This window comes from Sphingomonas sp. (assembly GCF_039594485.1).
Taxonomy (GTDB): domain Bacteria; phylum Pseudomonadota; class Alphaproteobacteria; order Sphingomonadales; family Sphingomonadaceae; genus Sphingomonas.
Genome location: NZ_JBCNNI010000002.1, coordinates 1 through 21,911 on the forward strand (window position 1 = coordinate 1; position 21,911 = coordinate 21,911).

At 66.9% G+C, this 21,911-nt stretch carries 23 protein-coding genes; 10 read left to right on the forward strand and 13 right to left on the reverse strand.

Annotation, left to right across the window (positions count from 1 at the left end; genetic code table 11):
- Window positions 1–395 precede the first annotated feature (395 nt).
- Window positions 396–1,388 carry an AraD1 family protein gene (gene araD1 / locus ABDV78_RS01090; RefSeq protein WP_343525322.1) on the reverse strand — a complete coding sequence of 331 codons (993 nt, stop codon included), beginning with the start codon at window positions 1,386–1,388 and terminating at the stop codon, window positions 396–398.
- A gap of 72 nt (window positions 1,389–1,460) precedes the next feature.
- Window positions 1,461–2,984 (reverse strand): aldehyde dehydrogenase (NADP(+)), encoded by a 1,524-nt coding sequence (locus ABDV78_RS01095; protein ID WP_343525323.1) that lies wholly within the window; start codon window positions 2,982–2,984, stop codon window positions 1,461–1,463.
- Window positions 2,985–3,138: 154 nt separating this feature from the next.
- Here ABDV78_RS01095 and ABDV78_RS01100 point away from each other — a divergent pair, with 154 nt between their 5' ends.
- Window positions 3,139–3,873 (forward strand): FadR/GntR family transcriptional regulator, encoded by a 735-nt coding sequence (locus ABDV78_RS01100; protein WP_343525465.1) that lies wholly within the window; start codon window positions 3,139–3,141, stop codon window positions 3,871–3,873.
- Window positions 3,874–3,931: 58 nt separating this feature from the next.
- Here ABDV78_RS01100 and ABDV78_RS01105 read toward each other — a convergent pair whose 3' ends face one another.
- The 3 genes from ABDV78_RS01105 to ABDV78_RS01115 are packed head-to-tail and all read right to left on the reverse strand — an operon-like array spanning window position 3,932 to window position 6,774.
- Window positions 3,932–4,795 (reverse strand): SMP-30/gluconolactonase/LRE family protein, encoded by an 864-nt coding sequence (locus ABDV78_RS01105; protein ID WP_343525324.1) that lies wholly within the window; start codon window positions 4,793–4,795, stop codon window positions 3,932–3,934.
- A 33-nt stretch (window positions 4,796–4,828) separates the two neighbouring features.
- Window positions 4,829–5,614, reverse strand: coding sequence for an SDR family oxidoreductase (locus tag ABDV78_RS01110; RefSeq protein ID WP_343525325.1), 786 nt, complete (start codon window positions 5,612–5,614; stop codon window positions 4,829–4,831).
- A 14-nt stretch (window positions 5,615–5,628) separates the two neighbouring features.
- Entirely contained in the window at window positions 5,629–6,774 is a 1,146-nt protein-coding gene (locus tag ABDV78_RS01115) for a fumarylacetoacetate hydrolase family protein (protein WP_343525326.1), read from the reverse strand.
- Window positions 6,775–6,962: 188 nt separating this feature from the next.
- On the opposite strand from ABDV78_RS01115, the gene ABDV78_RS01120 reads away from it, so the two are divergent.
- Window positions 6,963–7,337 carry a hypothetical protein gene (locus ABDV78_RS01120; RefSeq protein ID WP_343525327.1) on the forward strand — a complete coding sequence of 125 codons (375 nt, stop codon included), beginning with the start codon at window positions 6,963–6,965 and terminating at the stop codon, window positions 7,335–7,337.
- A gap of 96 nt (window positions 7,338–7,433) precedes the next feature.
- Here ABDV78_RS01120 and ABDV78_RS01125 read toward each other — a convergent pair whose 3' ends face one another.
- Both ABDV78_RS01125 and ABDV78_RS01130 read right to left on the reverse strand, forming a co-directional pair.
- Window positions 7,434–9,230, reverse strand: coding sequence for an IlvD/Edd family dehydratase (locus tag ABDV78_RS01125; RefSeq protein ID WP_343525328.1), 1,797 nt, complete (start codon window positions 9,228–9,230; stop codon window positions 7,434–7,436).
- Between the two features lie 13 nt (window positions 9,231–9,243).
- Window positions 9,244–10,335: an aldose epimerase family protein gene (locus tag ABDV78_RS01130; protein ID WP_343525329.1), complete on the reverse strand. Its 1,092-nt coding sequence runs from the start codon at window positions 10,333–10,335 to the stop codon at window positions 9,244–9,246.
- A 179-nt stretch (window positions 10,336–10,514) separates the two neighbouring features.
- Between ABDV78_RS01130 and ABDV78_RS01135 the strand changes: the two genes are divergently transcribed.
- From ABDV78_RS01135 to ABDV78_RS01145, 3 genes are all read left to right on the forward strand, one after another.
- Complete coding sequence (locus tag ABDV78_RS01135; protein WP_343525330.1) at window positions 10,515–11,822, forward strand: sugar MFS transporter; 1,308 nt, start codon at window positions 10,515–10,517, stop codon at window positions 11,820–11,822.
- Window positions 11,823–11,962: 140 nt separating this feature from the next.
- Window positions 11,963–12,601, forward strand: a complete 639-nt coding sequence (locus ABDV78_RS01140; protein ID WP_343525331.1) for a DUF1826 domain-containing protein — start codon at window positions 11,963–11,965, stop codon at window positions 12,599–12,601.
- Window positions 12,598–13,776 carry a heparan-alpha-glucosaminide N-acetyltransferase domain-containing protein gene (locus ABDV78_RS01145; protein WP_343525332.1) on the forward strand — a complete coding sequence of 393 codons (1,179 nt, stop codon included), beginning with the start codon at window positions 12,598–12,600 and terminating at the stop codon, window positions 13,774–13,776. The genes ABDV78_RS01140 and ABDV78_RS01145 overlap by 4 nt, the downstream gene beginning before the upstream one ends.
- 12 nt (window positions 13,777–13,788) lie before the next feature.
- Here the strand turns inward: ABDV78_RS01145 and ABDV78_RS01150 are convergent, their stop codons facing one another.
- Complete coding sequence (locus ABDV78_RS01150) at window positions 13,789–14,745, reverse strand: copper resistance protein B (protein ID WP_343525333.1); 957 nt, start codon at window positions 14,743–14,745, stop codon at window positions 13,789–13,791.
- Between the two features lie 13 nt (window positions 14,746–14,758).
- Between ABDV78_RS01150 and ABDV78_RS01155 the strand changes: the two genes are divergently transcribed.
- Entirely contained in the window at window positions 14,759–15,016 is a 258-nt protein-coding gene (locus ABDV78_RS01155; protein WP_343525334.1) for a hypothetical protein, read from the forward strand.
- Between the two features lie 40 nt (window positions 15,017–15,056).
- On the opposite strand, the gene ABDV78_RS01160 is transcribed toward ABDV78_RS01155, so the two are convergent.
- The 5 genes from ABDV78_RS01160 to ABDV78_RS01180 all read right to left on the reverse strand — a co-directional run bounded on the left by ABDV78_RS01160 (window position 15,057) and on the right by ABDV78_RS01180 (window position 19,395).
- On the reverse strand, window positions 15,057–16,859 hold the full coding sequence (locus ABDV78_RS01160; protein WP_343525466.1) for a copper resistance system multicopper oxidase: 1,803 nt from the start codon (window positions 16,857–16,859) through the stop codon (window positions 15,057–15,059).
- A 68-nt stretch (window positions 16,860–16,927) separates the two neighbouring features.
- Window positions 16,928–17,488, reverse strand: a complete 561-nt coding sequence (locus tag ABDV78_RS01165) for an RNA polymerase sigma factor (RefSeq protein WP_343525335.1) — start codon at window positions 17,486–17,488, stop codon at window positions 16,928–16,930.
- Between the two features lie 10 nt (window positions 17,489–17,498).
- The gene (locus ABDV78_RS01170; protein WP_343525336.1) at window positions 17,499–17,930 is read right to left on the reverse strand and encodes a periplasmic heavy metal sensor; all 432 of its coding nucleotides are present in this window, start codon (window positions 17,928–17,930) and stop codon (window positions 17,499–17,501) included.
- 8 nt (window positions 17,931–17,938) lie between these two features.
- Window positions 17,939–18,226, reverse strand: coding sequence for a hypothetical protein (locus ABDV78_RS01175; protein WP_343525337.1), 288 nt, complete (start codon window positions 18,224–18,226; stop codon window positions 17,939–17,941).
- A 398-nt stretch (window positions 18,227–18,624) separates the two neighbouring features.
- Complete coding sequence (locus tag ABDV78_RS01180) at window positions 18,625–19,395, reverse strand: hypothetical protein (protein ID WP_343525338.1); 771 nt, start codon at window positions 19,393–19,395, stop codon at window positions 18,625–18,627.
- 153 nt (window positions 19,396–19,548) lie between these two features.
- On the opposite strand from ABDV78_RS01180, the gene ABDV78_RS01185 reads away from it, so the two are divergent.
- The 4 genes from ABDV78_RS01185 (at window position 19,549) to ABDV78_RS01200 (ending at window position 21,675) form a co-directional block, all read left to right on the forward strand.
- The gene (locus ABDV78_RS01185) at window positions 19,549–20,067 is read left to right on the forward strand and encodes a hypothetical protein (RefSeq protein WP_343525339.1); all 519 of its coding nucleotides are present in this window, start codon (window positions 19,549–19,551) and stop codon (window positions 20,065–20,067) included.
- A gap of 1 nt (window position 20,068) precedes the next feature.
- Complete coding sequence (locus ABDV78_RS01190; RefSeq protein WP_343525340.1) at window positions 20,069–20,710, forward strand: hypothetical protein; 642 nt, start codon at window positions 20,069–20,071, stop codon at window positions 20,708–20,710.
- Window positions 20,707–21,105 (forward strand): hypothetical protein, encoded by a 399-nt coding sequence (locus ABDV78_RS01195; protein ID WP_343525341.1) that lies wholly within the window; start codon window positions 20,707–20,709, stop codon window positions 21,103–21,105. The genes ABDV78_RS01190 and ABDV78_RS01195 overlap by 4 nt, the downstream gene beginning before the upstream one ends.
- 69 nt (window positions 21,106–21,174) lie before the next feature.
- Window positions 21,175–21,675, forward strand: a complete 501-nt coding sequence (locus ABDV78_RS01200) for a hypothetical protein (protein WP_343525342.1) — start codon at window positions 21,175–21,177, stop codon at window positions 21,673–21,675.
- Window positions 21,676–21,911 lie beyond the last annotated feature (236 nt).

A 21,911-nucleotide genomic window follows, 5' to 3' on the forward strand; every position in this document is an offset into this window, starting at 1 on the left:
CGACAACAAATACCGGCACCCCTTCCATCCCTAAACCTCCCGGCCTAGAAACTTCCGTGCGCCAGCATCTCAATGCCAGTACCGCCAACACCCAGGCCGCCGCAGCGGCCCGCTCCGTCGCGGTGAAGCCCCTCTAGGCCCCACCTCCAATACGGTCAACAGCCGATTTTCATTTTTTCGTAAAAAACTGAGAAATTGCAATTTTTACAAATGCCTAGCAGGCATCGGTCGGCATGTTCTCACCGGAACCTTATTCCCGATCGGGCGTGCGGGGCCGAATCAACTCGCTTTCAAGGCGGGAATCACCTGAAGAACCAGGAGCCGGATATACCAAGGGCGTCCTTCCCGGCCGGGAAGGACGCCCTTGATGACATGTCAGGCGATAATCGCGCGGTTCAGAGGCGCCCGACCGTCACCGGCTTGTCCTCGGTCCGTACCAGCGGATTGGGGAGCGGCAGGGTGAAAGGCGCCGCTGCGATCTCGAACACATCGCCTTCCTGTGTGCGGATGCCATCGGAGAAAGACAGCGTGGCGGTACCGAAGAAATGCACATGCACGTCCCCCGGACGACGGAACAGCGCATATTTGAAGTGATGATGCTCCAGATTGGCCAGGCTGTGCGACATGTTCGCCTCGCCCGACAGGAAGGGCTTTTCCCACAGCGTCTCGCCGTTGCGGACAACCTTGCTCGTCCCCTCGATATGATCGGGCACCTCGCCCAGCAGCAATTCCGCCCCCAAGGCGGCGGGCCGCAGCTTGCTGTGCGCGAGCCACAGATAATTGTGCCGCTCGGTCACATGGTCCGAAAACTCATTTGCGAGGCACAGGCCAAGGCGATGGGGGGTGCCGTCGGGGCCGATCAGATAGATGCCCGCCAGTTCGGGCTCCTCGCCACCATCCTGGGCGAAGGCCGGCATCTCGAGCGCCTCGCCGGGGCCGACGAGCTGCGAACCATCGCCCTTGTAGAACCATTCCGGTTGCTGGCCGACCTGGCCCTGGGCAGGCTTGCCGCCCTCCACGCCTTCCAGGAACATCCGCATCGAGTCGGTCTGGTGCGCCGCAGCAGCAGCCTCGCGGTGCATCTTGTCGCGCCCCTCGGCCGAGCCGAGATGGGTCAAGCCGGTGCCGGTCATGATGCAGTGCGCCGGGTCCTGATGGTCGATCGGGGCGATCAGATGCCCCGCCGCCAGTTCCGCCGCCAGATCGACCTCCGCGCCCTCACCACAGGCCAGCGCGGTATCGAGCAGCGAGTGGCCCTCGGCAATGGCACGTTCCGCCAGCGCGATGACGGTTTCGACGCCGGGCACGAACGCGGCCCGGGGGCCACGCGCGAGAATGACCGAGCGCGTCCCATCCGGTGCGCGATGCTGCAACAGGCGATCCGCCATCAATTCCTCCCCTTATCGTCTTTCAACAAAAAAAAGGGACGCGCTCCCGATCGGAACGCGCCCCATCATGCCTCAGCCCGGCTGGCCATCGACCAGGCGGGGCAGCGTGCCCGCCGCTTCGTCCTTCAAATCCTCGGGCAGCAGCGCCGCACTGAGGTTCTGGTACGACACCGGCCGCAGATAGCGGTCGATCGCGAGGCTGCCGACCGAGGTCGTGCGCGCGTCCGAGGTCGACGGGAAGGGCCCGCCATGAACCATCGCATGGGCGACCTCGACACCCGTCGGCCAGCCATTGGCGAGGATACGGCCTGCCTTGCGCTCCAGCACCGGCACCAGCCGCGCGGCCATGTCGGTATCGCCCTCGTCCATCTGGATCGTCGCGGTAAGCTGCCCCTCGGCGGCCTTGAGCACCGCGATCAGCTCCGCCTCGTCACGGCAGCGGACCAGGATGGAGGCGGCACCGAACACTTCATGGCCCAGCGCCTCGTCGGCGAGGAACGCGTCCGCGGTGGTCTGGAAGAAGGCGGCGCGACCGGCGGTGACGCCCTCACCCACCTTTCCTCTCGCGATCGTCTCGACCTTGTCGTGGCCCGCCAGCGATTCCGACGCCTTGGTATAGGCGGCGTGGATGCCGGGGGTCAGCATGGTCTGGGCCGGGGCATCGGTCAGCGCGGTACGGGCCGCCTCGACGAACGCGTCCAGTCCTTCGCCCTCGATCGCCAGCAACAGGCCCGGATTGGTGCAGAACTGCCCCGCGCCCATGGTCAGCGAGCCGACAAAGGCGGTGCCGAGCGCCGCACCACGCGCCTTCAGCGCCTCGGGCATCAGCACGACCGGGTTGATGCTCGACATTTCGGCATAGACCGGGATCGGCACCGTCCGCTCCTGCGCGATCTTGACCAGCGCGAGGCCTCCGGCGCGCGAGCCGGTGAAGCCGACGGCGGTGATACGCGGGTCGCGGACCAGGGCGCCGCCCAGTTCGTTGCTGGGGCCGGTCAGATGGCCGAACACGCCCTTGGGCAGGCCGCACGCCGCCACCGCCCGCTCGATCGCGGCAGCGACCAGCGCGCCGGTCTGCGGATGGGCGGGATGGCCCTTGACGATCACCGGGCAACCGGCCGCCAGCGCCGAGGCAGTGTCGCCACCCGCGGTCGAGAAGGCGAGCGGGAAGTTGGACGCGCCGAACACCGCGACCGGGCCCAGCGGCACCATGCGCAGGCGAAGATCCGGGCGCGGCAGCGGCTGGCGGTCGGGCATGGCGGGGTCGATGCGGACCTGGAGATAGGCACCGGCGCGCAGCACCTTGGCGAACAGGCCGAGCTGGCCGACGGTACGGCCACGCTCGCCCTCCAGACGCGCACGCGGCAGACCGCTCTCGCGCATCGCCGCTTCGATCAGGGCGTCGCCTATGCCCATGATCTCGGCCCCGATCCTGTCGAGGAAGACGGCGCGCTCTTCGCGCGACGTCGCGCGATAGACGTCGAACGCCGCCTCGGCGGCCGCGCAGGCCGCATCGACATCGGCTGGCCCGTGCACCGCGAAAGCGTCGCCCACCGGCTGTCCGGTGGCGGCGTCGATCGAACGGAAATCGGTCATAGGGGAAGCTCCTTTATATTACTCGGACATATTGATTTGACGATGGGATGGCAATGTTAAACGTAGTGCGCGAGGATAGGGCCGGAGAGGCGAGACACAGGCGATGAACGAGATCGAGAAGCACGAACCCCCCGTCGCCCCGGCGATAGAGACCATGGATGACATGGCCGCGACGACGCCCAGGGCGCGGCGCGGCACGGGCCGTCGCCTGCACGGCGCGATCGCGCACAAGCTGGGCGCGGCGATCGTGTCCGGCGAATACCAGCCCGGCGACACGCTGTCGGGCGAGGTCGCCTTTTCCGAGGCGCTCGACGTGTCGCGCAGCGCTTACCGCGAGGCGGTGCAGGTGCTGACCGCCAAGGGGCTGGTCGAAAGCCGCCCCAAGACGGGCACCCGGGTCCTGCCGCGCAACCGCTGGAACCTGCTCGACCCCGATGTGCTGGCCTGGGCCTTTTCGGGCGAGCCCGACATCCACTTCGTGCGCAGCCTGTTCGAGCTGCGCGCCATCGTCGAGCCCGCCGCAGCCCGGTTCGCGGCCGAGCGGCGCGACAAGACCGATCTGAAGGTCATGCGCGATGCGCTGGCCGCGATGCGGCGTCATACGCTGGCGACCGAAGCCGGACGCGCGGCGGACCGCGATTTCCACAATGCGGTGCTGGCCGCGACGCGCAACGATGCGCTGGTCGTGTTGTCCGCCAGTATCGGTGCGGCGGTCGCCTGGACCACGCAGTTCAAGCAGCGGTCGCGCGCGCTGCCCCGCAATCCCGTACCCGACCATGTGAAGGTCTATGACGCGATCGCCGCGGGCGATGTCGAGGCTGCGGGAGAGGCCATGCGGCTGCTCGTCGATCTGGCCCTGGAGGATACCCGCAGCGCCATGGAGGGATAAGAAGGCCCGCCCCCCGAAGGGAGCGGGCCACCCGAGACGCCGGGTTCGGGAAATGGGGTCAGATGACCGCGCGATGCAGCGGCTTGGCGGGCACCTTGACGCGGAAGGTGAAGATGTCGCCCGCCTGGGTCTGTTCGGCGCGTTGTTCCTCCGACAGCCCCTGCCGCGCGGTGGTGGCATAGGCGGTGCGGCCATCGGGGCCGCCCAGTGCGATCTTGGTGATGTTCGAGACGGGGAAGCGCACTTCGTCCGTCATGACACCGTCCGGCCCATAGCGGCGCGCGGCCCAGCCGCCGAAGAAGCCGACCCACACGCCGCCCTCGGCATCGCAGATCGCGCCGTCGGGATGGCCGTCGGCATCGCCGAAACGCGCGAACTCGGTTGCCGGGCCGAGCGTGCCGTCACCCAGGATCGGATGCGCCAGGATCGTCTTGCCGAGCGTATCGACATGATAAAGGATCGAATCGTCGGGTGCGATGGCCGGCCCGTTGGTGATGCACACCGGATCGGCCGCGGTCGGCTCGACCAGGCCCGCCGCCCAGCGGAACAGCCGCCCCGACAGCGCGGCCTCGTCATTGTCCATCGTGCCGAACCAGATTCGCCCCTGTCCATCGACACAGGCGTCGTTCAGGCGGTTCGCGGGCAGATGGGCATCGACCTCCGCCAACCGCTCAAAGCCACCCGTCGCGGGATCGAAATGATGCGGGCCCGACTTCAGCCCCGCGACGAAACCGCCACGCTGCGCGGGCACGACCCAACCGACCATTTCGGGCGCGGCCCAATGGTCGAGCGTGCCCGCCACCGGATCATGGGCATAGATGCGCTGCTGCTTGATATCGACGAACCAGAGCACGTCATCGACCCAGATCGGACCTTCGCCCAGCGTCGCACCCACGGTCAGGCAATGTTCGGCCCGCTGCATCACTCTCTCTCCTTCTTGTTCTCGTGCCTTCGATCAGCGCCAGCCGGCGTCGATGAAATAGTCGTGGCCCGTGCACATCCGCGCGTCGTCCGAGGCGAGGAACAAGACCAGCGCCGCGACGTCCGACGGCTGGATCCGCCCGTCGAGGCACTGCGCCGCGACGATCTCCGCCTCGCCTTCGGGCGTGTACCATTTTTCCTGGCGCGGCGTCTGGACGTTGCCGGGGACGATGGTGTTCACCCGGATATTCTCGCGGCCCAGATCGCGCGCAAGGCTGCGGGTCAGCCCTTCGATCGCCGCCTTGCAGGTCTGGTAGAGGACCAGGTCGTTCAGGCCGAGATGCCAGCTGATCGACCCGAAGTTCAGGATCGCGCCGCCGCCCGCCCGCTTCATCGCCGGGATCACCGCCTGCGCCGCGAAGAACTGGTGGCGCAGATTGACGTTCAGCCGCTCGTCCCAATAGGCCGGGGTCACGTCCTCGATGCTGTGGCGATCGTCGTTCCCGGCATTGTTCACCAGGATATCGACCCCGCCCAGCGCCGCTTCCAGATCGGCGAAGATCGCCTTCAGGCTGTCGAGATCGGTCAGGTCGCAGCGGCGGTGGAGCGGTGCATGGCGTGCATCGGCGGACAGCCGATCGACCAGCGCCTGGCTCACCTCCTCGGCGATGTCGACGAAGGCGACGCGCGCGCCCTGCGCCACAAAGGCCTCGACCAGCCCTTCGCCGATGCCCGATCCGCCGCCCGTCACGATGACCCGCTTGTCGATCAGGCTGGGATAGCGGGCGGTCAAGTCGGCCGCGCTGGTCTTCTGCAACATCTCGTCGGACTCCGTCACAACAGGCCGCGCCGGGCCAGATTGCGCATCAGGTCGCCCAGACCAAAGGTCCAAGCGGGCGCGTCGGCGCTGGTCATCACCGGATTGACCAGCGTGCCGAGGCGCGGGTTGGTGATTACGACACTATCGCCGACCTTGTGGGTGAAACCGCGACCCGGCTCGTCGCGGTCCTGGGTCGGCGCGAACAGCGTGCCGAGGAACAGGACCAGCCCGTCGGGATAATGATGCTCGCTGAGCGCCTGGCCCAGCAGATCCTCCGGGTCGCGGCTGATCTGGTCCATCGAGCTGGCGCCCTCCAGCACATAGCCGTCGGTGCCGGTGATGGTCAGCTTGACCTCGCTCGACCGGACATCGTCCATGGTGAAGCCTTCGTCGAACAGGCGCACCAGCGGCCCCAGCGAACAGGAGGCGTTATTGTCCTTCGCCTTGCCGAGCAGCAGCGCCGAGCGCCCTTCGAAATCACGCAGGTTCACGTCATTGCCCAGCGTCGCGCCGACCGCACGCCCATGCGCATCGGCGACCAGCACCACTTCGGGCTCCGGGTTGTTCCAAGTCGAGTCGGACCGGACGCCGACCGGCATCCCCCAGCCCACCGTCGACAGCACCGGCGACTTGGTGAAGATCTCCGCATCCGGGCCGATCGCGACCTCCAGATATTGCGACCACAGGCCCTCGGCGATCAGCACCTCCTTGAGCTGCGCCGCCTCGGGCGAGCCGGGCACGACCGAACGGATATTGCCGCCCAACGCCTGTTCCAGCGTGGCGCGCAGTCCCGCCGCCTTGGCATGGTCGCCCCGCGCCCGCTCCTCGATCACCCGCTCCAGTGCGGAGACCGCGAAGGTCACCCCCGCCGCCTTCACGCATTGCAGGTCGATCGGCGAGAGCAAGCGATGCACCGCCTCCGGCTCCGGCGACAGGGCGAGTTCGGCGAGATCGCCCAGCGCCTCGCCCAGCGCAGCGTCGATCGTCCCGCTCGCCACCAGCGCGGAGACGGTCGGCGCGACGCGGCTCATGTCGAAAACCTGCCCCCCCTCGACCAGGATCGGACAAGGTCCCTCGCCGCGATCGATCCGCCCGACGAACCGGCCGCTCCGCCAATCATCCGGCAAAGCATCCGTCAGGGTGGTGAAATTGCTCGCCATCTCTTCCTCTTCTAATTTTGTTAGCGGTATCGATCGTCGCCCGAGTGAGGTCAAGAGGGCCCGACCATGCCGATTTGCGACCATGGTCGGATCGGTATTCCCGCAACGCGCCAAAAGACCAGTTTTTGGCTTTAACGTCTTAGATAAGAATGGCCTTTTATATCCGGCCGAATGGCCGCGAGAAGCATATGAAAATCGAAGATCCGTCATTCGCCATATGGCTGGACGAGCAATACATCATCCATGTCCGTGCCCATGGTATATGGACCCCCGCCATCGCCGAACGCTACTGGACCGCGTTCCGGCCGTTCCTGGACGAGGCCCGCGCCCGCATGGGTCATGCCAGGGCCCTGGTCGACCGGCGAGGCGCGCCGATCATGCCGATCGAGATGGTGCAGACCATGCACGACGGCATCACGAACCATTATCGCCCCGGCGACCGGCTGGCGCTAGTCGTCGATTCAAGCCCATTGAAATCCCAGGTTCGGCAGAATTACCGGCGCGCCTTTCTCGACGCCTTCCTGTCCCATGATGCCGCCCTGGCCTGGCTGGAGAATGGCTGAGGCGCCCTGCCCGGCCTTCACCGCCGGACAGGATATCGGCCGGACGCGCCATCCCCGCCCGGCCCCACCGTCAATGCCCGCGATCAGTGCCCGCGATCAATGGTTGTCGCGCGGCAGGCCCCGGGTCTGGGCGATGCGCTGATACTTCTCCGCGCCCTCCAGGATCGCGCCGGTCGACATCTGGCCGACCACCGAGCGCTGAATCTCCTGCCACGGGGTCTGTGACGCCGGGTATTTGTACCCGCCCGCCGCCGCGAGGGCCTTGCGACGCTCGGCCAGTTCCTCCTCGGGGATGAGGACGTTGGCGGTGCCCTTGTTCAGATCGATGCGCACCCGGTCGCCGGTCTGGAGCAGCGCGAGACCACCCATGGCCGCCGCCTCGGGGCTGGCGTTCAGGATCGAGGGCGATCCGCTCGTGCCCGACTGGCGACCGTCGCCGATACAGGGCAGCGAGTGCACGCCTTCGGTGATCAGATAGGCGGGCGGACGCATGTTGACGACTTCCGCCGCGCCCGGATAGCCGATCGGGCCCGCGCCGCGCATGAACAGCAGCGTCTCGGGCGTGATGCCGGTCGCCGGGTCGTCGATCCGGTGATGATAATCCTCCGGCCCGTCGAACACGACAGCAGGCCCCTCGAACGCGTCGGGATCGTCGGGGTTGGACAGATAGCGATCCCGGAACTCCTCGGAGATCACGCTGGTCTTCATCACCGCCGCGTCGAACAGATTGCCCGACAGGACGATGAAGCCCGCCTCTTCCTTCAATGGCTGGTCGAAGGGACGGATGACCTTTTCGTCCTCGATCGCGACGCCCCGGCAATTCTCGCCCATGGTGCGGCCGTTGACGGTCATCGCGCCCTCGTGGATCAGCCCCTGCTCGATCAGCTGGTTGACCACGGCGGGCACGCCGCCTGCGCGATAATAATCCTCGCCCAGATACTCGCCCGCGGGCTGGAGGTTCACGAGCAGCGGGATCTTGTGCCCCTCGGTCTCCCAATCCTGCACGGGCAGGTCGACACCGATATGGCGCGCGATGGCGGCCAGGTGGATCGGCGCGTTGGTCGAGCCGCCGATGGCCGAGTTGACCTTGATCGCGTTGTGGAACGCCTCCTTGGTCAGGATGTCGGAGGGCTTCAGATCCTCATGCACCATCTCGACGATGCGCTTGCCGGTCAGGTACGCGACTTCCTGGCGATCGCGGTAAGGTGCGGGGATCGCCGCCGAACCGGGCAGCGACATGCCCAGCGCCTCGGCCAGCGAGTTCATCGTGGTCGCGGTGCCCATGGTGTTGCAATAGCCGGTCGAGGGCGCCGAAGAGGCGACCAGGCGGATGAACTCCGCATCGTCGATCTCGCCCGCCGCCAGCATCTGGCGCGCCTTCCAGACGATGGTGCCCGAGCCGGTCCGCTCGCCCTTGTGCCAGCCGTTCAGCATCGGCCCGACCGACAGCGCGATCGCAGGGATGTTGACGGTGGCGGCCGCCATCAGCGCGGCCGGAGTCGTCTTGTCGCAACCGATGGTCAGCACCACCGCGTCGAGCGGATAGCCGTACAGCACCTCGACCAGGCCCAGATAGGCCAGGTTGCGGTCGAGGCCCGCGGTCGGGCGCTTGCCGGTTTCCTGGATCGGGTGGACCGGGAATTCCAGGACGATGCCGCCCATCTCGCGCACGCCCTCGCGCACCCGCTCCGCCAGCACCAGATGGTGGCGGTTGCAGGGCGACAGGTCCGAGCCGGTCTGCGCGATACCGATGATCGGCTTGCCCGACTGAAGCTCCTCCAGCGACAGGCCGAAATTCAGATACCGCTCCAGATAGAGGGCGGTCATGTCGATATTGTCGGGATTGTCGAACCAGGCGCGGCTGCGCAGTTTCTGGGGGGGCGTGTCGGTCATGTCAGGCTTTCGGTCAGCGAACGGTGGAGAAGCGATAGATCATGGTATGCCGGTAGGGCTTGCCGGGATCGACGCGCGGAGAAACAAAGTCGGGCTTGTTGGGCGAATCCGGGAATTTCTGCGGCTCCAGCGCGATGCCGTCGCCCATTCGGTACAGATGGCCCTTCTTGCCGAGATAGGTCCCGTCGAGGAAATTGCCCGTATAGAATTGCACGCCCGGTTCGGTCGACAGCACTTCGAGCACGCGACCCGACGCCGGGTCCTCGAGTCGCGCCGCCAGTTGCGGCGTTGCGGTCAGGCCCTTGTCGAGCACGAAGTTATGGTCATAGCCCTGGCCGTAGCGGATCTGCTGGTCGTTGCCGTCGCGAATGCCCTCGGCCACCACGCGGGGCTGGCGGAAGTCGAACACCGTGCCCTGCACCGATCGGCGCTCGCCGGTCGGGATCAGCTTGGCATCGACCGGGGTATAGGCCGCCGCCGGGATGGTCAGCTTGTGGAAGGTTGCGCCCAGCGGCGAACCCTCGCCGTTCAGGTTGAAGATCGCGTGGTTCGTCATGTTGACGATGGTCGGCTTGTCGGTCTTCGCCTCGAACGCGATGGTCAGCGCCCCCGCCTCGTCCAGCGAATAGGTGACGGTGGCGTCGACCTTGCCGGGATAGCCCTGGTCGCCATCGGGGCTGATCAGCGCCATTACCACATTCGCGGTGGGGCCATCCTTCATCGACACGATGCGCCAGACGGACTTGTCGAAGCCCTTGGTCCCGCCGTGGAGCGAATTGGTCTTGTCGTTCTGGCTCAGCTGATAGCTGCGCCCGTCGAGCGTGAAGCGGCCATCGGCGATGCGATTGGCGAACCGGCCGACCGTCACGCCGAAGAAATTCGGGTGGTTCACATAATCCTCGGCCTTGTCATAGCCGAGCAGGACATCGGCCAGCCTTCCGTCACGATCCGGGGCCATCACCGACTGCAGCGTCGCGCCATAGGTCAGGATGCGGGCCGACAGCCCCGCCTTGTTGGTCAACGTCACCGCCTCGATCGTCGCGCCCGCGACCTGGCCGGCAGGCGTGCGCTTCGCCTCGCTCGCAAGAGCGGCCGTGGAGGTCATTACCGTCGTTACCGCTACCAGCGTAAGAAAGCTCTTGATTGACGCCACCGACATGCCTCACCCTTTCGCCAGACGCCATTGACGCGCCTTTTGCGTCACTATAGTCAGACAAAAAACGCGGAGCAAGCGGCGCGCGAACTGTTTTTCGCCAGACCCGCCCGCCTGAAGGAGAGGAATGCATGGCCGCACCCGTCACGTCCCGCGCCCCCGGCGCAACGCCCGCGACGGGAGGGTCGGGCCATTATGGGTCCGCGCTGACGCTGCTGGCCAGCCTGTTCTTCATGTGGGGCTTCATTACCGTCATCAACGGAACGCTGCTGCCGCACCTGCGCAGCGTGTTCGAACTGAGCTATTTCCAGGCCTCGCTGATCGAAAGCGTGTGGTTCATCGCCTATTTCTTCGCCTCCATCCCCTCGGCCAAGCTGATCGAGCGGATCGGGTATCAGAAGTCGCTGGTCACGGGTCTGCTGGTCATGGCGGCAGGCGCGGTCGGCATGATGCTGGCGGCGAGCCTTCCCTCCTATGGCGTCACGCTGCTGATGCTGTTCGTGATCGCCAGCGGCATCACCCTGCTCCAGGTCGCGGCCAACCCCTATGTCGCGGTGCTCGGCCCGGCGGACACCGCGTCGTCGCGCCTCAATCTCGTCCAGGCGATGAACTCGATGGGCACGATGCTGGCCCCGTTGTTCGGCGCCTATCTGATCCTCGGCCGCTCCAAGGGCGGCACGGCGCAGGCCGGTGAGGCGCTCACCCAGGCCGAGCGTCTGGCCGACGCGCATGCGGTGGTCCTGCCTTATGGCCTGGTCGCCGTGGTGCTGGTCGTGCTCGCCCTCGTCATCGCGCGCTTCCCGCTGCCCGCCATGGGTTCGTCGACCAGCCGCGTCGCCAAGGAAGAGCGCAAGAAGCATTCGCTGTGGAAGCATCGCAACCTGGTGTTCGGCATCGGCGCGATCTTCATCTATCTGATCGCCGAAATCGGCGTGGGCAATTTGTTCGTCAATTTCGTCAGCCGCCCCGACATCGGCAACATGACGACCGAGGCCGCGGGCCGTTACCTGACCCTGTTGTGGGGCGGGATGATGGTCGGCCGCTTCGTTGGCTCCGCGATCATGCAGAAGGTGCCTGCGGGCACCGTCCTGGCGGTCTTCTCGATCGGCGCGTTCATCGTGATGCTCGCGACGGTCTTCACGACCGGCCCGATCGCCATGTGGTCGCTGATCCTGGTCGGCCTGTTCCACTCGATCATGTTCCCGACCATCTTCACGCTCGGCATCCGTGGCCTCGGCCCGTTGACCGAGGAGGGCTCGGGCCTGCTGATCATGGCGATCGCGGGCGGCGCGCTGGTCGCGGTGCATGGCTGGCTGGCCGATCATTACGGGCTGCAGCAGTCGTTCCTGCTGACCGCCGTGTGCGAACTCTACATCCTGTTCTACGCGCTCTGGGGGTCGAAGCCGACCAATGCCTTCCCGGACCAGGACGCCGGATAAACCGACTCGCTTCGGCGTCATGACAAGGGGCGGTGCCGCAAGGTGCCGCCCCTTTGCTTTGGCCCCATGCCTGGAAATCGGCGCGCTTTCGTTCGCGGCATCATTCTGGTAATGTTACACCGTTACATGAACGATTGAAGATGATGCGCATGATCCCGACGGCCGATTCCCGAACGCTCCCGCCGCCCTCCAGCCTGCTCGAACACGCTCTTCCCGATCATGTCCGCATCGACAGCGACCCCGCCATCCTCGCCGCCGTCGACGAGCCGCAGGTCACGCTGGCTGTCTGGCGGCGCGCCTCGCCCTTGCCCAGGCCCAACCTTGACGACTTCCCCGCGATCCGCTTCGCCGCCGGAACGCAGTGGGTGGCCAGCCATGTGCAGGACGCGCTTGCGCCCCTGCCCCCCGAGCCCTGGCACGCCATACTCGCCGCCGATGTCCAGCATCTGGCGTCACTTTACGCCACCTGGACGGGCGAAGACCGGGTCCAGGTGCGGATCGAGCGGGTGACTGGCAATGGCTGCTGGAAATTCCACGCCGATTATGTCGGCCTGCGCATGATCTCCACCTATTGCGGGCAGGCGACCCAATGGTTGCCGCACGGCGCATCCCATGATGCCGAGCCGCGCGCCCTGTCGGCCGGGGATGTCGGCCTGTTCAAGGGCCGCGAACGGGCGGGCGACCGGGCGATCATCCACCGATCGCCGCCGATCGCGGGAAGCGGCGAGGACCGGCTGTTGCTCGTCATCGATGCCGAATGGCCGGACACGCCCGAATGACCAGCCTGGCCCTGCCCCATGACGTATCCCGGACGGTGACGCCGCCCGCCGCCGCCGCCCGGCTCGCCAGCATCGACGCGGTACGCGGGCTTGTCATGATCATCATGCTGCTCGACCATGTGCGCGACACCTTCTGCACCCATTGGGCAGTGGGCGACCCGATGGACGCGCGGATCGTCGCCCCCGCCCTGTTCTTCAGCCGGACGCTCGCGTCGCTCTGCGCGCCGACCTTCGTCGCGCTGACCGGCCTGTCGGCCTGGCTCTACGGCCAGACGCACAGCCGGGCGGAGACGAGCCGCTTCCTCCTGACACGCGGCCTGTTCCTGATGCTGCTGGAGGTGACGCTGGTCAGCTTCGCCTGGTCGGCACAGTTTCCGCCGCACACCCTATGGTTGCAGGTCATCTGGGCGATCGGCATGTGCATGATCGCGCTGGCGGGGCTGATCCATCTGCCGCGCGTGGCGGTGGCCGCCATCGGCGTCGCGATCGTCGCCGGGCACAATCTGCTCGACCCCATCGCCTTCCCGACCGACAGCACCGGGTTCAAGCTCTGGGCGCTGCTGCACCACCGTGCGGCGTTCGACTGGATGGGCATCACCATCAAGACGACCTATCCCATATTGCCCTGGATCGGCGTGATCGCGCTGGGCTATTCGGTCGGCCCCTGGTTCCGGCGCGCGGGCGAGGAGCGACAACGCCGGTTCGCGGCGCTGGGGGTCGGATTGCTCCTGGCCTTCGTCCTGCTCAGGACGATCAACGCCTATGGCGACACGGCGTGGACGCCGGTTCAGGGCGATCATCTGCGCAGCGTGATGAGTTTCCTGGCACTGACCAAATATCCGCCGTCGCTGCTGTTCCTGCTACTGACGCTGGGTGTCGCGGCGCTGCTGCTGGCCTTTTTCGAGGGGCGGGGCGGGCCGATCACGCGGGCCCTGTCGGTGATGGGCGGCGCGCCGATGGCCTTCTACCTGCTCCATCTCTACGTCCTGCGGGGCATGTACCTGGCCGCGGTCGCGATCTGGGGCACCAATCAGGGGCAGGTCTTCGGCCTGCCCTCGGTCGGGGCGATGTGGTTGATGTATGCGGCGTTGATCGTGCCGCTCTATATCCCCACGCGCTGGTTCGCCGACCTCAAGCGCCGCCGGCGGGATCTGCGCTGGCTGCGCTATTTCTGACCGGCCACGCCTTCAGAACCAGGTTCGGATACCGAGTGCCAGCGCCGCGCCGCCGCCGCCCGCCGGGCCATAGCGGCGCTCCCAGCTTACCCCGACATAGGGTGCGAATTCGCGCGCGATCTCATAGCGGAGCCGCAGGCCCAGTTCGATATCGGAGACACCCGCCGCGATACGCTGGTCCGGCACGTCCTGCGCCGCCAGATTCACCTCGACCCTGGGTTGCAGAATGGCGCGCTGGGTGATCCGCTGATCAACCCAGGCCTCGGCCCGGGCCAGCACGTCGCCGCGATCGGACAGGAACAGCGCGCCCTCGACATCGAACCAATAGGGGGCGAGCCCCTCCACCCCGACCACCGCATAGGTGCGTCGTGCCCCCTGCCCGACATCCTGCCGCACACCGGCCTGGAGATTCCAATAGGGATCGATCGCACGGGCATAGAGCGCCTGCACCTCCGCCTCGCCGATCGAACCGCCAAGCGTGCCCTCGCCTTCCGACTTGACGACCAGCCGGTCGACGTCGCCGCCGAACCAGCCCTCCCCGTCCCAGCGATAGCCATCGCGGCCGTCGCGCACCTGCAATTCCGCCAGGTTGAACAGGATCTGCGAGAAGCGCATGCCGCCATGCTCCATCCGCATCCGCCGGTCGGCGGCGGCCATGACTGCGGGATCATAATAGCGGTCGGCCGCGCGGCTGGTGGGAGGAGACGGCGGCGGCGCGTTGCCGACGACCGCCTCTCCGGTGACGGGGGCGGCCTGGCAATGGCCCATGGCGGCATGTTCGGGCGAACATCCTCCCGCTCCAATGGCCGCCGCTCCCATGCCCTCCATGGACATGCCGGGCATCTCCGGCATGGCGGCCTGATGGTCCGCGCCATGCCCGGCCGGCATGGCCGCCGATGCGGGGACACAATGGCCCATCGCCGCATGTTCGGGCGGGCAGGAGGCGACGGGGGCGGTCGCATCGGACATGTCATGGCCAGGCATGCTCCCTGCCGACGACCCGCCGGGCGGCGAGGCGGCGGCCGGGTTGCAATGCCCCATGGCCGCATGTTCCGGCGAGCAGGATGGCACCGCCATGCCCGGCATTGTCATGCCCGACATCGCGCCATGCGTCATCGCGCCCGCTTTCCGCGACGGAGCGGGCTTTCGCGGCGACCGCTTCGCCGCCCGGCCGGACGGCTTCTTCGCCGGAGTGGGCTTGGCGACGGGCATCGTCATGCCGGGCATGTCCATGCCATGATGCTGCCCCATCGGATCAGCGAGCAGGAGCGCGAGCAGGATCATGCGCCGACCTCCCCCGCATTGTCGGGACGGACACTCACCACCTGCATCATGCCCGCATGCATGTGATAGAGCAGGTGACAGTGAAAGGCCCAGTCACCTTCCGCATCGGCGGTCAGGTCGAAGGTCGCGGTGCCCCCCGGCGCGACATTGACCGTATGCTTGCGCGGCGCATGATCGCCATGCCCCGTCACCAGTTCGAAGAAATGCCCGTGCAGATGGATGGGATGCGCCATCATCGTATCGTTGACCAGCGTCACGCGCACCCGCTCGCCCAGCCGGAAGGGGATGGGCGCGGTGACGGCGTTCAGCTTAACCCCGTCAAAGGCCCACATATAGCGTTCCATGTTTCCGGTCAGATGGATGGTCAACGCTCGTGAGGGCGCTCGCCGGTCGGGATTCGGCGCAACGCTCATCAGGTCGCGATAGGTCAGCACGCGGTGGCCGACATTCGCCAGCCCCTGTGGCGGCTCGCCCGTGCGGTCGACCGGCATCGGCGCGACCGTCTGCACGACCGGCGTGCGCGGCAGACCCGGCGCATTGGCGAAGTCGCGCATCCCATGCTTCATCGCGCCCTGCTTCATCGCGCTATGGTCCATGCTCCCATGGCCCGTCGCGCCCTGGCCCATTTCCATCCCGCCCGTGGACGGTTGGCAATGTCCCATCGCGGCATGTTCGGGCGGACAGGCGGCGGGTGCGGCATCCTGGCCCATGCTGCCCATGCCCATATCCTTCATCGTCGCCAGCGGCCGGGGGCGCAGCGCAGGCACCGCCGCCGCCATGCCAACCCGCGGCGCCAGCGTCCCCCGCGCCATGCCCGATCGGTCCCAGGTCTCGGCGACCAGCGTATAGGCGCGCTCCTCGACCGGCGTGACGATCACGTCATAGGTCTCGGCCACCGCGATCTGCAATTCATCGACGGCGACCGGCTGCACATCCTGCCCATCGGCCTGCACCACGGTCAGCGACAGGCCGGGGATGCGGATGTTGAAGTTGGTCATCGCCGAGGCGTTGATCAGCCGCAGCCTCACCCGCTCGCCCCGCGCGAACAGCCCGGTCCAATTGTCCGCCGGGCCATGACCGTTGATCAGGTAGCGATAGGTCGAGCCGGTCACGTCCGACACGTCGCTGGGGTCCATCCGCATCGCGCCCCATTGCAACCGCTCGGACAAGGGCTGGTCCCGCCCCGCCAGCAGACCGGCCAGCGTCTGCTTCTGATAGTTGAAATAGCCGCCCTGCATCTTCAGCCGCCGGAAGATCGCATGGGGGTGGAGCGGGCTGTGGTCCGACAGCACGATCACATGTTCGCGGTCGAAAGCGATCGGATCCGGCCCGGCGGGATCGATGACGATGGGGCCGTAATGCCCCTCCTGTTCCTGCAAGCCCGAGTGACTGTGATACCAATAGGTGCCGGCCTGGGCGATCGGGAACTCGTAGGTGAAACGCCCACCCGCCGGAATGCCCGGAAAGCTGATCCCCGGCACCCCGTCCATCTGGAACGGCAGCAGCAGTCCGTGCCAGTGGATCGACGTTTCCTCGTCCAGCGTGTTGATGACGGTGATCCGCGCCCTCTGCCCCTCGCGCAGGCGGATCAGCGGGGCGGGCGTCCAGCCGTTGATGCCGATCGCGTGATAGGACCTGCCGTCGATCATCATATGCTGGCGCGCGACGGTCAGGGTGATGTCGGGGCCGGTCAGGACATCGCGCCCGGCAACTCCGTGCATGGGGCTCTGCGCCCAGGCGGGCAGCGCCGACAACGCCCCCAGGCCCAATCCTCCAGCCAACAGGTCACGGCGGCGCATCACGGTCGGAACATCGATCATGCCGGCCTATACGCGGGCGGATACGCCTCCCCTCATGGTCTTTTTTTTCAGATCCTTGTCTCGCGCAGCGCGGCGCGGGCGCGACGGATGCGCAATTCCACCGCCTTGGCACTCAGCCCCAGCGCTTCGGCCGCTTCGGCCTGGCTCAGCCCCTCGACCGCGCACAGGATCAAGGGCGCGCGCAGTCCCTCGGGCAGCGCGTCCAGCGCGGCGAGGGTGCGGGCCAGCGAGTCGCGTTCGATCGCCGCCGCCTCGCCGTCGATCCGGTCGTCGGCGATCGCTTCGACCGTGTCGACGGGCAAGACCCGCGACAGCATCGCACGCACCCGCCGCCGCCGCGCCCAGTCGCGACATTTGTTGAGCGCGATCCGGCTGAGCCAGGCCCGCAACGACCGCGACGCATCGAACCGCGACAGCGCGCCATGCCCGGCGACGAAACTCTCCTGCACCAGGTCCAGCGCTTCGTCGGCATCGCGGACATGCGCCAGGATCAGGCGGTACAGCGCCTGTTTGTGCCGGGTCACGATCGCCGCATAGGCCCCCGGCCGCCCCGCCAGGGCCAGCGCGACGAGGTCGCCATCGGGCAACGCCGCCAGATCGCGGCTCACCGCCTCCGTCTCACCGGCCCGGATCGGTCAGCTTGCCGACCACCATCCGGTCGAAGGTCGCCGCCTGGTCGGGGCGAAGCACGCGGCGCATCGCGAACACATGCGCCAGCGTCGCCTTTTGCAGATCGCCCATGCTGTGATGCACCGCGTCGATCGCTTGGGTGACCCGCGGCCCGTCGCGATGCTCCGCCTCGATCGCCGCCGCCAGCCGGGCATTGTCACCCCGCAGCCGGGCATCGAGCGCTCCGCGCGTCGCGGCGAACTGCGCCTCCAGCCGGTCGAGCGCCTCGGCCTGCGCCGGGTCCAGGCGGATTTCACGGTGGACCAGTGCGTGGATGTCGCTGGCATGCGGTTCGGCGGGTCGCAACATCCGGCATCCGACAAAGGCGCCCACCAGTGCCGCCACGAACGCGATCAGCAGGGTCAGGACATGGCGTCGCATGGCCCCGTTCACCGGCCCAGCAACAGCGTCGAGGGTGCCAGGCCAGCGTCCAGCGCCGCCAGCATCACCGTGGGTCGTTCGCGGACTTCGCCCCGCCCGGCCATCACGCCTCCTCCGACCAGCCCCAGCGCCAGCGCCGCGATCCCGGTCAGCACCAGCCCACGCGCAGATGGCCCCACGCGCGCCGACGGCGCATCCTCGATCGCCAGCGCCACGCGCCGCTCCACATCGTCCAGCGCCCGCGGCAGCCTCGGCTGCGCCAATCGGCCAAGATCGTGATCCAGATGGTCGGTCATGTCGGGACTATACGTCAAAGCACCGGCTTTCCCTCATGCCGATTGCCCCAAGACGATCGGCCACCGCCGGACCGAGCCGGGTTCCCCGTCTGGATGGGGTACCCCGGACGCCCGAACGTTGGGGAAAAAGCGGTTGGTAAGCGGTGCAGCCTGAAAACCAAAAACCCCGCCAAGCCGTTGGCCTAGCGGGGTTTTCGACGGTGGGCGTGGCAAGGATTGAACTTGCGACCCCTGCGATGTCAACGAAGATGGGACCGCCTAAGCCGTTGATTTTGCGTTATCCGAACGCGCAAACGCGAGAGAACGCGACGAGAACAGGCCGTGAAGGACGATTGCTTCCACGCAAAACACACGCAAGACGATTTTCGAGCCTATGTCCTTTTGAACGAAGGACTTCCTCATGACCGCGTCCGACGTCGCGTCGCTTTTGATTCTGACGGCTTGGCACTGGGGTCCGGCTCATGATTTGTAGCGACCCAGCACCGCCGGGGCGATCGAATGCATTCGTTGGGAGCATTGCGTAATTCGATGCCCATCGACCGCCCGAACAATCGCTTGGCTTCGATCTGGTCGAAGGTCCGGGTGATCCGCCTCGCACGCCAGTCAACCTCATAGGCCTTGAAGGTGCCGAAGCTGTCGCAATTGCTGTGGGCTATGATCTCGGCGGCGACGATGACCTTCTGCGATCCGTCGCGCCACTGGACGATCGCGACATTGGGATATTCGGGCCAGCCGCATTTGACCGGGTGCCCGAACGCTGATCGGATGAGCGGCGAAAGGTCCGTTACCTTTAGCCCGCCCCGTCCCAGCGCGACGACGATCGCACGGTAGAGGCCGTTCGCACCGCCATCGCTGGTCGTCACCGCAAACGCTCGTGAATTTGGTGCCCACAGGAGTTCCGAGCCAACGCCTGGGCCGAGCGACACGGTGCCCGATCCGAGCTTGCCGCGCACGCGCAGGGTGACTTCGCCGTCCGTTTTCTCCGTTTCCGTGTAGCGGGCGAGGACGTGCGTTTGTCGATCCGGTGCCTCGAGCCGCAAGCCGGCCGGTGCACCGGCAATCCGGTTCCAGATCGGCTGCGCCTGACGCGCATAGAAACCGGCCGGGGCAGCGGCGACCAATAAGGTCGCGGCAGCCGCAGCAAGGATCGATCGCAGGCGAAGGGTCATATCGCGAGGGTAATGGCACGTCGCAACGCGTGCAATCAGACGTACCGAGGGAAGAGCAGCTGCGCACGGCGAAGCTGCCGGTTGAATGAAAAAACAGGCGGCCTGATCCGGACCCGAGACGGGCCGGTGATCCTCTCGCCGAAAGTGCCCTACATGTTGACCTCCCCGATCGAGCCGTCGCTCGATCCCTCGCTGCGCGTCCTGTCGCTGCCGCTCACCGCGCTCTACGAAGCGCCCGTGCCGATCGGCGCACTGGCCGGTCTGCCCGCTGGCATGCTCGACATCGCCTCGGCCAATCTGCTGATCGCCGCCACGCCCTGCGATCCGCCGCTGTTCGGCATGAAGATGGAGGACGCCTGCACCCGCTTCGGGCGCGACGTCATGCTCGTGCGTACCGGGCTGTTCCCGGAGACGATGAACCCGGTCACGGTCGATGTCGCGCTGGTCGGGCCGGACGGGCCCCTCACGATGACCGACCTCGTCTTCATGCGACGGCGTGACGACAGCCTGTGGCTGGTCCCGCAGCAGGTCGGCGCATTCGTCGAGATCCGGGGCGGCGGCTTGGCGCTCCAGACGACGCCGCCCTTCGTCACCTGGGACGAGCGCTGCGACGGGGTCTGCCGCGCCGCCGCCGAGATCGTGCGGATCGTGACCTATTGGCGGGGACGCTGACATGGCCGCGCGCAAGCCCCGCAAGCTGCCGGTCAAGCCGACGCCGACCGATGCCGATCCGCAGAGCTGGCTCTACCTCAACCCGTCCGGGCCGTCCCCGGCGGGGACGGTATTTGCTGTCCTGCGGCGGGCCTATGCCGGTCGCGTCAACAGCGCGCTGGAGTTCGGCTATCGCAAGGCGCATCTCGGTCCCGTCGTCGCGGGCGCGGATCTCGCCGCCTGGTCGCCGAACGTCGAGCGGATCGAGGTGCTTCTCCCCGCGGGTGCCGACGACAGCCTCGCCGATCCGGCGACGCTGCTGGGGCAGATGGACGCACATGCCGTTGACCGCGAGAAGGCGCTGCTCACCTATCTGACGCTGCCGCTCGGCGACGTCGAGCGGGTGCATGTCGGCTGGGAACGCGCCCGCGCCTTCCTGCGCGATCGGTTTGCCCGGGATCGCCAGCTCGCGTCCGTCCTGATCCTGCATGCGCCGGGGACGATCAACGCCGCCTTCCCGCTCCATGCCCACGCCCTGATTGTGCCGAGGCGCCTCACGGGTCTCGGCATCCGCCAGGGTCTGTACGACGAGGACATGATCCACGATCGCGGACAGGCAATCGTCGAGGCAATGTGGGCCGATCATCTGGCGCACTTCCGGTGACAGGCACACAGGACGGGGGCGGCACGGCGCTGGTCGATCTCGCCGGTCGGATCATGCTGACCCATGGCATCAATCCCGGCCATGCCATGCGCCTGCTCGGTATCGATCGCGCCGAAGCCGAGGACATGGTTCATCTTGGTCGGCTGTGGTCGCCGGTGGACACCGCTCGCGTGGAGCGGCTGCGCCTGTTCATCAACATCCTGATGCGGCTGGAATGGCGGCTCAATCACGACAGCCGCGCGATCCGCCATGCGCTCGACCTTCCGCTCGATGCGCTGGGCGGCGCTTCCCCTGCCGAACGGTTCGGCGGCAGCCTGGAGGATCTGCGCGAATTGCGCGGCGCGATCGACAGCGTCGCCGCGCCCACGATCAAGTGGTGGCGGGTCGGTCACTGACCGCCTGCCTTGATGGGAAGGAGATGCAGGCGATCCCGGATTGCGGGATGAAAACAGGAGTAAGCGACAATGACCCAACACGACGACGCCATCCTCCGCGCCTACACCGTTGCGGCGACCCGGCTTCTGCTCGGCAACCGCAAGCTGAAAGACGGCGTCGTCGTCACGGGTGGTGAGGCGCTCGACCAGGAAGAGCGCGCCCAGATGGCGCGGACGGCGGCCCTGTCCGGCACCGACGTCGTCGCGCTGGAGTTCGGCACCACCGCGGATGGTCGGTTCGGGCGGACCGGGATCACGGTCTACCTACCGCGAGACGAGGGCTGCTATGTCCAGACCGACTGCCGCTTCTGGCTGAGCAAGGCGGGCAACCGCGCCGTGATCCTGCCTCGGTCGGAATCGCGTGGGCATTTCCGCCTGTCGCCGCGCGAACTGATCCACATCGACGGCAAGCCAGCGGAGGATATGGTCGACGGCATAGCGCGAGCGGATGCCTGGCTGGCGCGTCGGATGGGGTCTAAGTTTGCCGAGCCCGCAAACACGAACTTCTTCAGCGTGCACGAACTCGCTTGATCAGCTTATTGCCCAGAAGGCGTATTGGCCAATGGCAGGTGTGTTTCAGATGGAGGCAGCGCTGAGGTTGACGCCTGACGGTAACAGGCCTCAGTGAGGTGCGGATCGTACAGTCTGGTGACTAGCGGCTCGTCTGCTTTCGGGCGGCAATCGCCGTTAAGCCGCGTTTCAAAACAGGCAACAGCCCTTCGAAATTTACTCACGTACGGCAACGAATTCTGCTTTAGTGCATCGAG

Bases quoted from the DNA above. Each gene is read 5' to 3' on its own strand.
- ABDV78_RS01135 (WP_343525330.1), top strand. From the start codon at position 10,515: ATGGCCGCACCCGTCACGTCCCGCGCCCCCGGCGCAACGCCCGCGACG.
- ABDV78_RS01160 (WP_343525466.1), bottom strand. From the start codon at position 16,859: ATGCGCCGCCGTGACCTGTTGGCTGGAGGATTGGGCCTGGGGGCGTTG.
- ABDV78_RS01110 (WP_343525325.1), bottom strand. From the start codon at position 5,614: ATGTTGCAGAAGACCAGCGCGGCCGACTTGACCGCCCGCTATCCCAGC.
- ABDV78_RS01140 (WP_343525331.1), top strand. From the start codon at position 11,963: ATGATGCGCATGATCCCGACGGCCGATTCCCGAACGCTCCCGCCGCCC.
- ABDV78_RS01125 (WP_343525328.1), bottom strand. From the start codon at position 9,230: ATGACCGACACGCCCCCCCAGAAACTGCGCAGCCGCGCCTGGTTCGAC.
- ABDV78_RS01155 (WP_343525334.1), top strand. From the start codon at position 14,759: ATGCTCCCTGCCGACGACCCGCCGGGCGGCGAGGCGGCGGCCGGGTTG.
- ABDV78_RS01100 (WP_343525465.1), top strand. From the start codon at position 3,139: ATGGATGACATGGCCGCGACGACGCCCAGGGCGCGGCGCGGCACGGGC.
- ABDV78_RS01145 (WP_343525332.1), top strand. From the start codon at position 12,598: ATGACCAGCCTGGCCCTGCCCCATGACGTATCCCGGACGGTGACGCCG.
- ABDV78_RS01170 (WP_343525336.1), bottom strand. From the start codon at position 17,930: ATGCGACGCCATGTCCTGACCCTGCTGATCGCGTTCGTGGCGGCACTG.
- ABDV78_RS01190 (WP_343525340.1), top strand. From the start codon at position 20,069: ATGGCCGCGCGCAAGCCCCGCAAGCTGCCGGTCAAGCCGACGCCGACC.
- ABDV78_RS01185 (WP_343525339.1), top strand. From the start codon at position 19,549: ATGTTGACCTCCCCGATCGAGCCGTCGCTCGATCCCTCGCTGCGCGTC.
- ABDV78_RS01130 (WP_343525329.1), bottom strand. From the start codon at position 10,335: ATGACCTCCACGGCCGCTCTTGCGAGCGAGGCGAAGCGCACGCCTGCC.
- ABDV78_RS01105 (WP_343525324.1), bottom strand. From the start codon at position 4,795: ATGCAGCGGGCCGAACATTGCCTGACCGTGGGTGCGACGCTGGGCGAA.
- ABDV78_RS01095 (WP_343525323.1), bottom strand. From the start codon at position 2,984: ATGACCGATTTCCGTTCGATCGACGCCGCCACCGGACAGCCGGTGGGC.
- ABDV78_RS01180 (WP_343525338.1), bottom strand. From the start codon at position 19,395: ATGACCCTTCGCCTGCGATCGATCCTTGCTGCGGCTGCCGCGACCTTA.
- ABDV78_RS01120 (WP_343525327.1), top strand. From the start codon at position 6,963: ATGAAAATCGAAGATCCGTCATTCGCCATATGGCTGGACGAGCAATAC.
- ABDV78_RS01150 (WP_343525333.1), bottom strand. From the start codon at position 14,745: ATGTCCGATGCGACCGCCCCCGTCGCCTCCTGCCCGCCCGAACATGCG.
- ABDV78_RS01200 (WP_343525342.1), top strand. From the start codon at position 21,175: ATGACCCAACACGACGACGCCATCCTCCGCGCCTACACCGTTGCGGCG.
- araD1 (WP_343525322.1), bottom strand. From the start codon at position 1,388: ATGGCGGATCGCCTGTTGCAGCATCGCGCACCGGATGGGACGCGCTCG.
- ABDV78_RS01175 (WP_343525337.1), bottom strand. From the start codon at position 18,226: ATGACCGACCATCTGGATCACGATCTTGGCCGATTGGCGCAGCCGAGG.
- ABDV78_RS01115 (WP_343525326.1), bottom strand. From the start codon at position 6,774: ATGGCGAGCAATTTCACCACCCTGACGGATGCTTTGCCGGATGATTGG.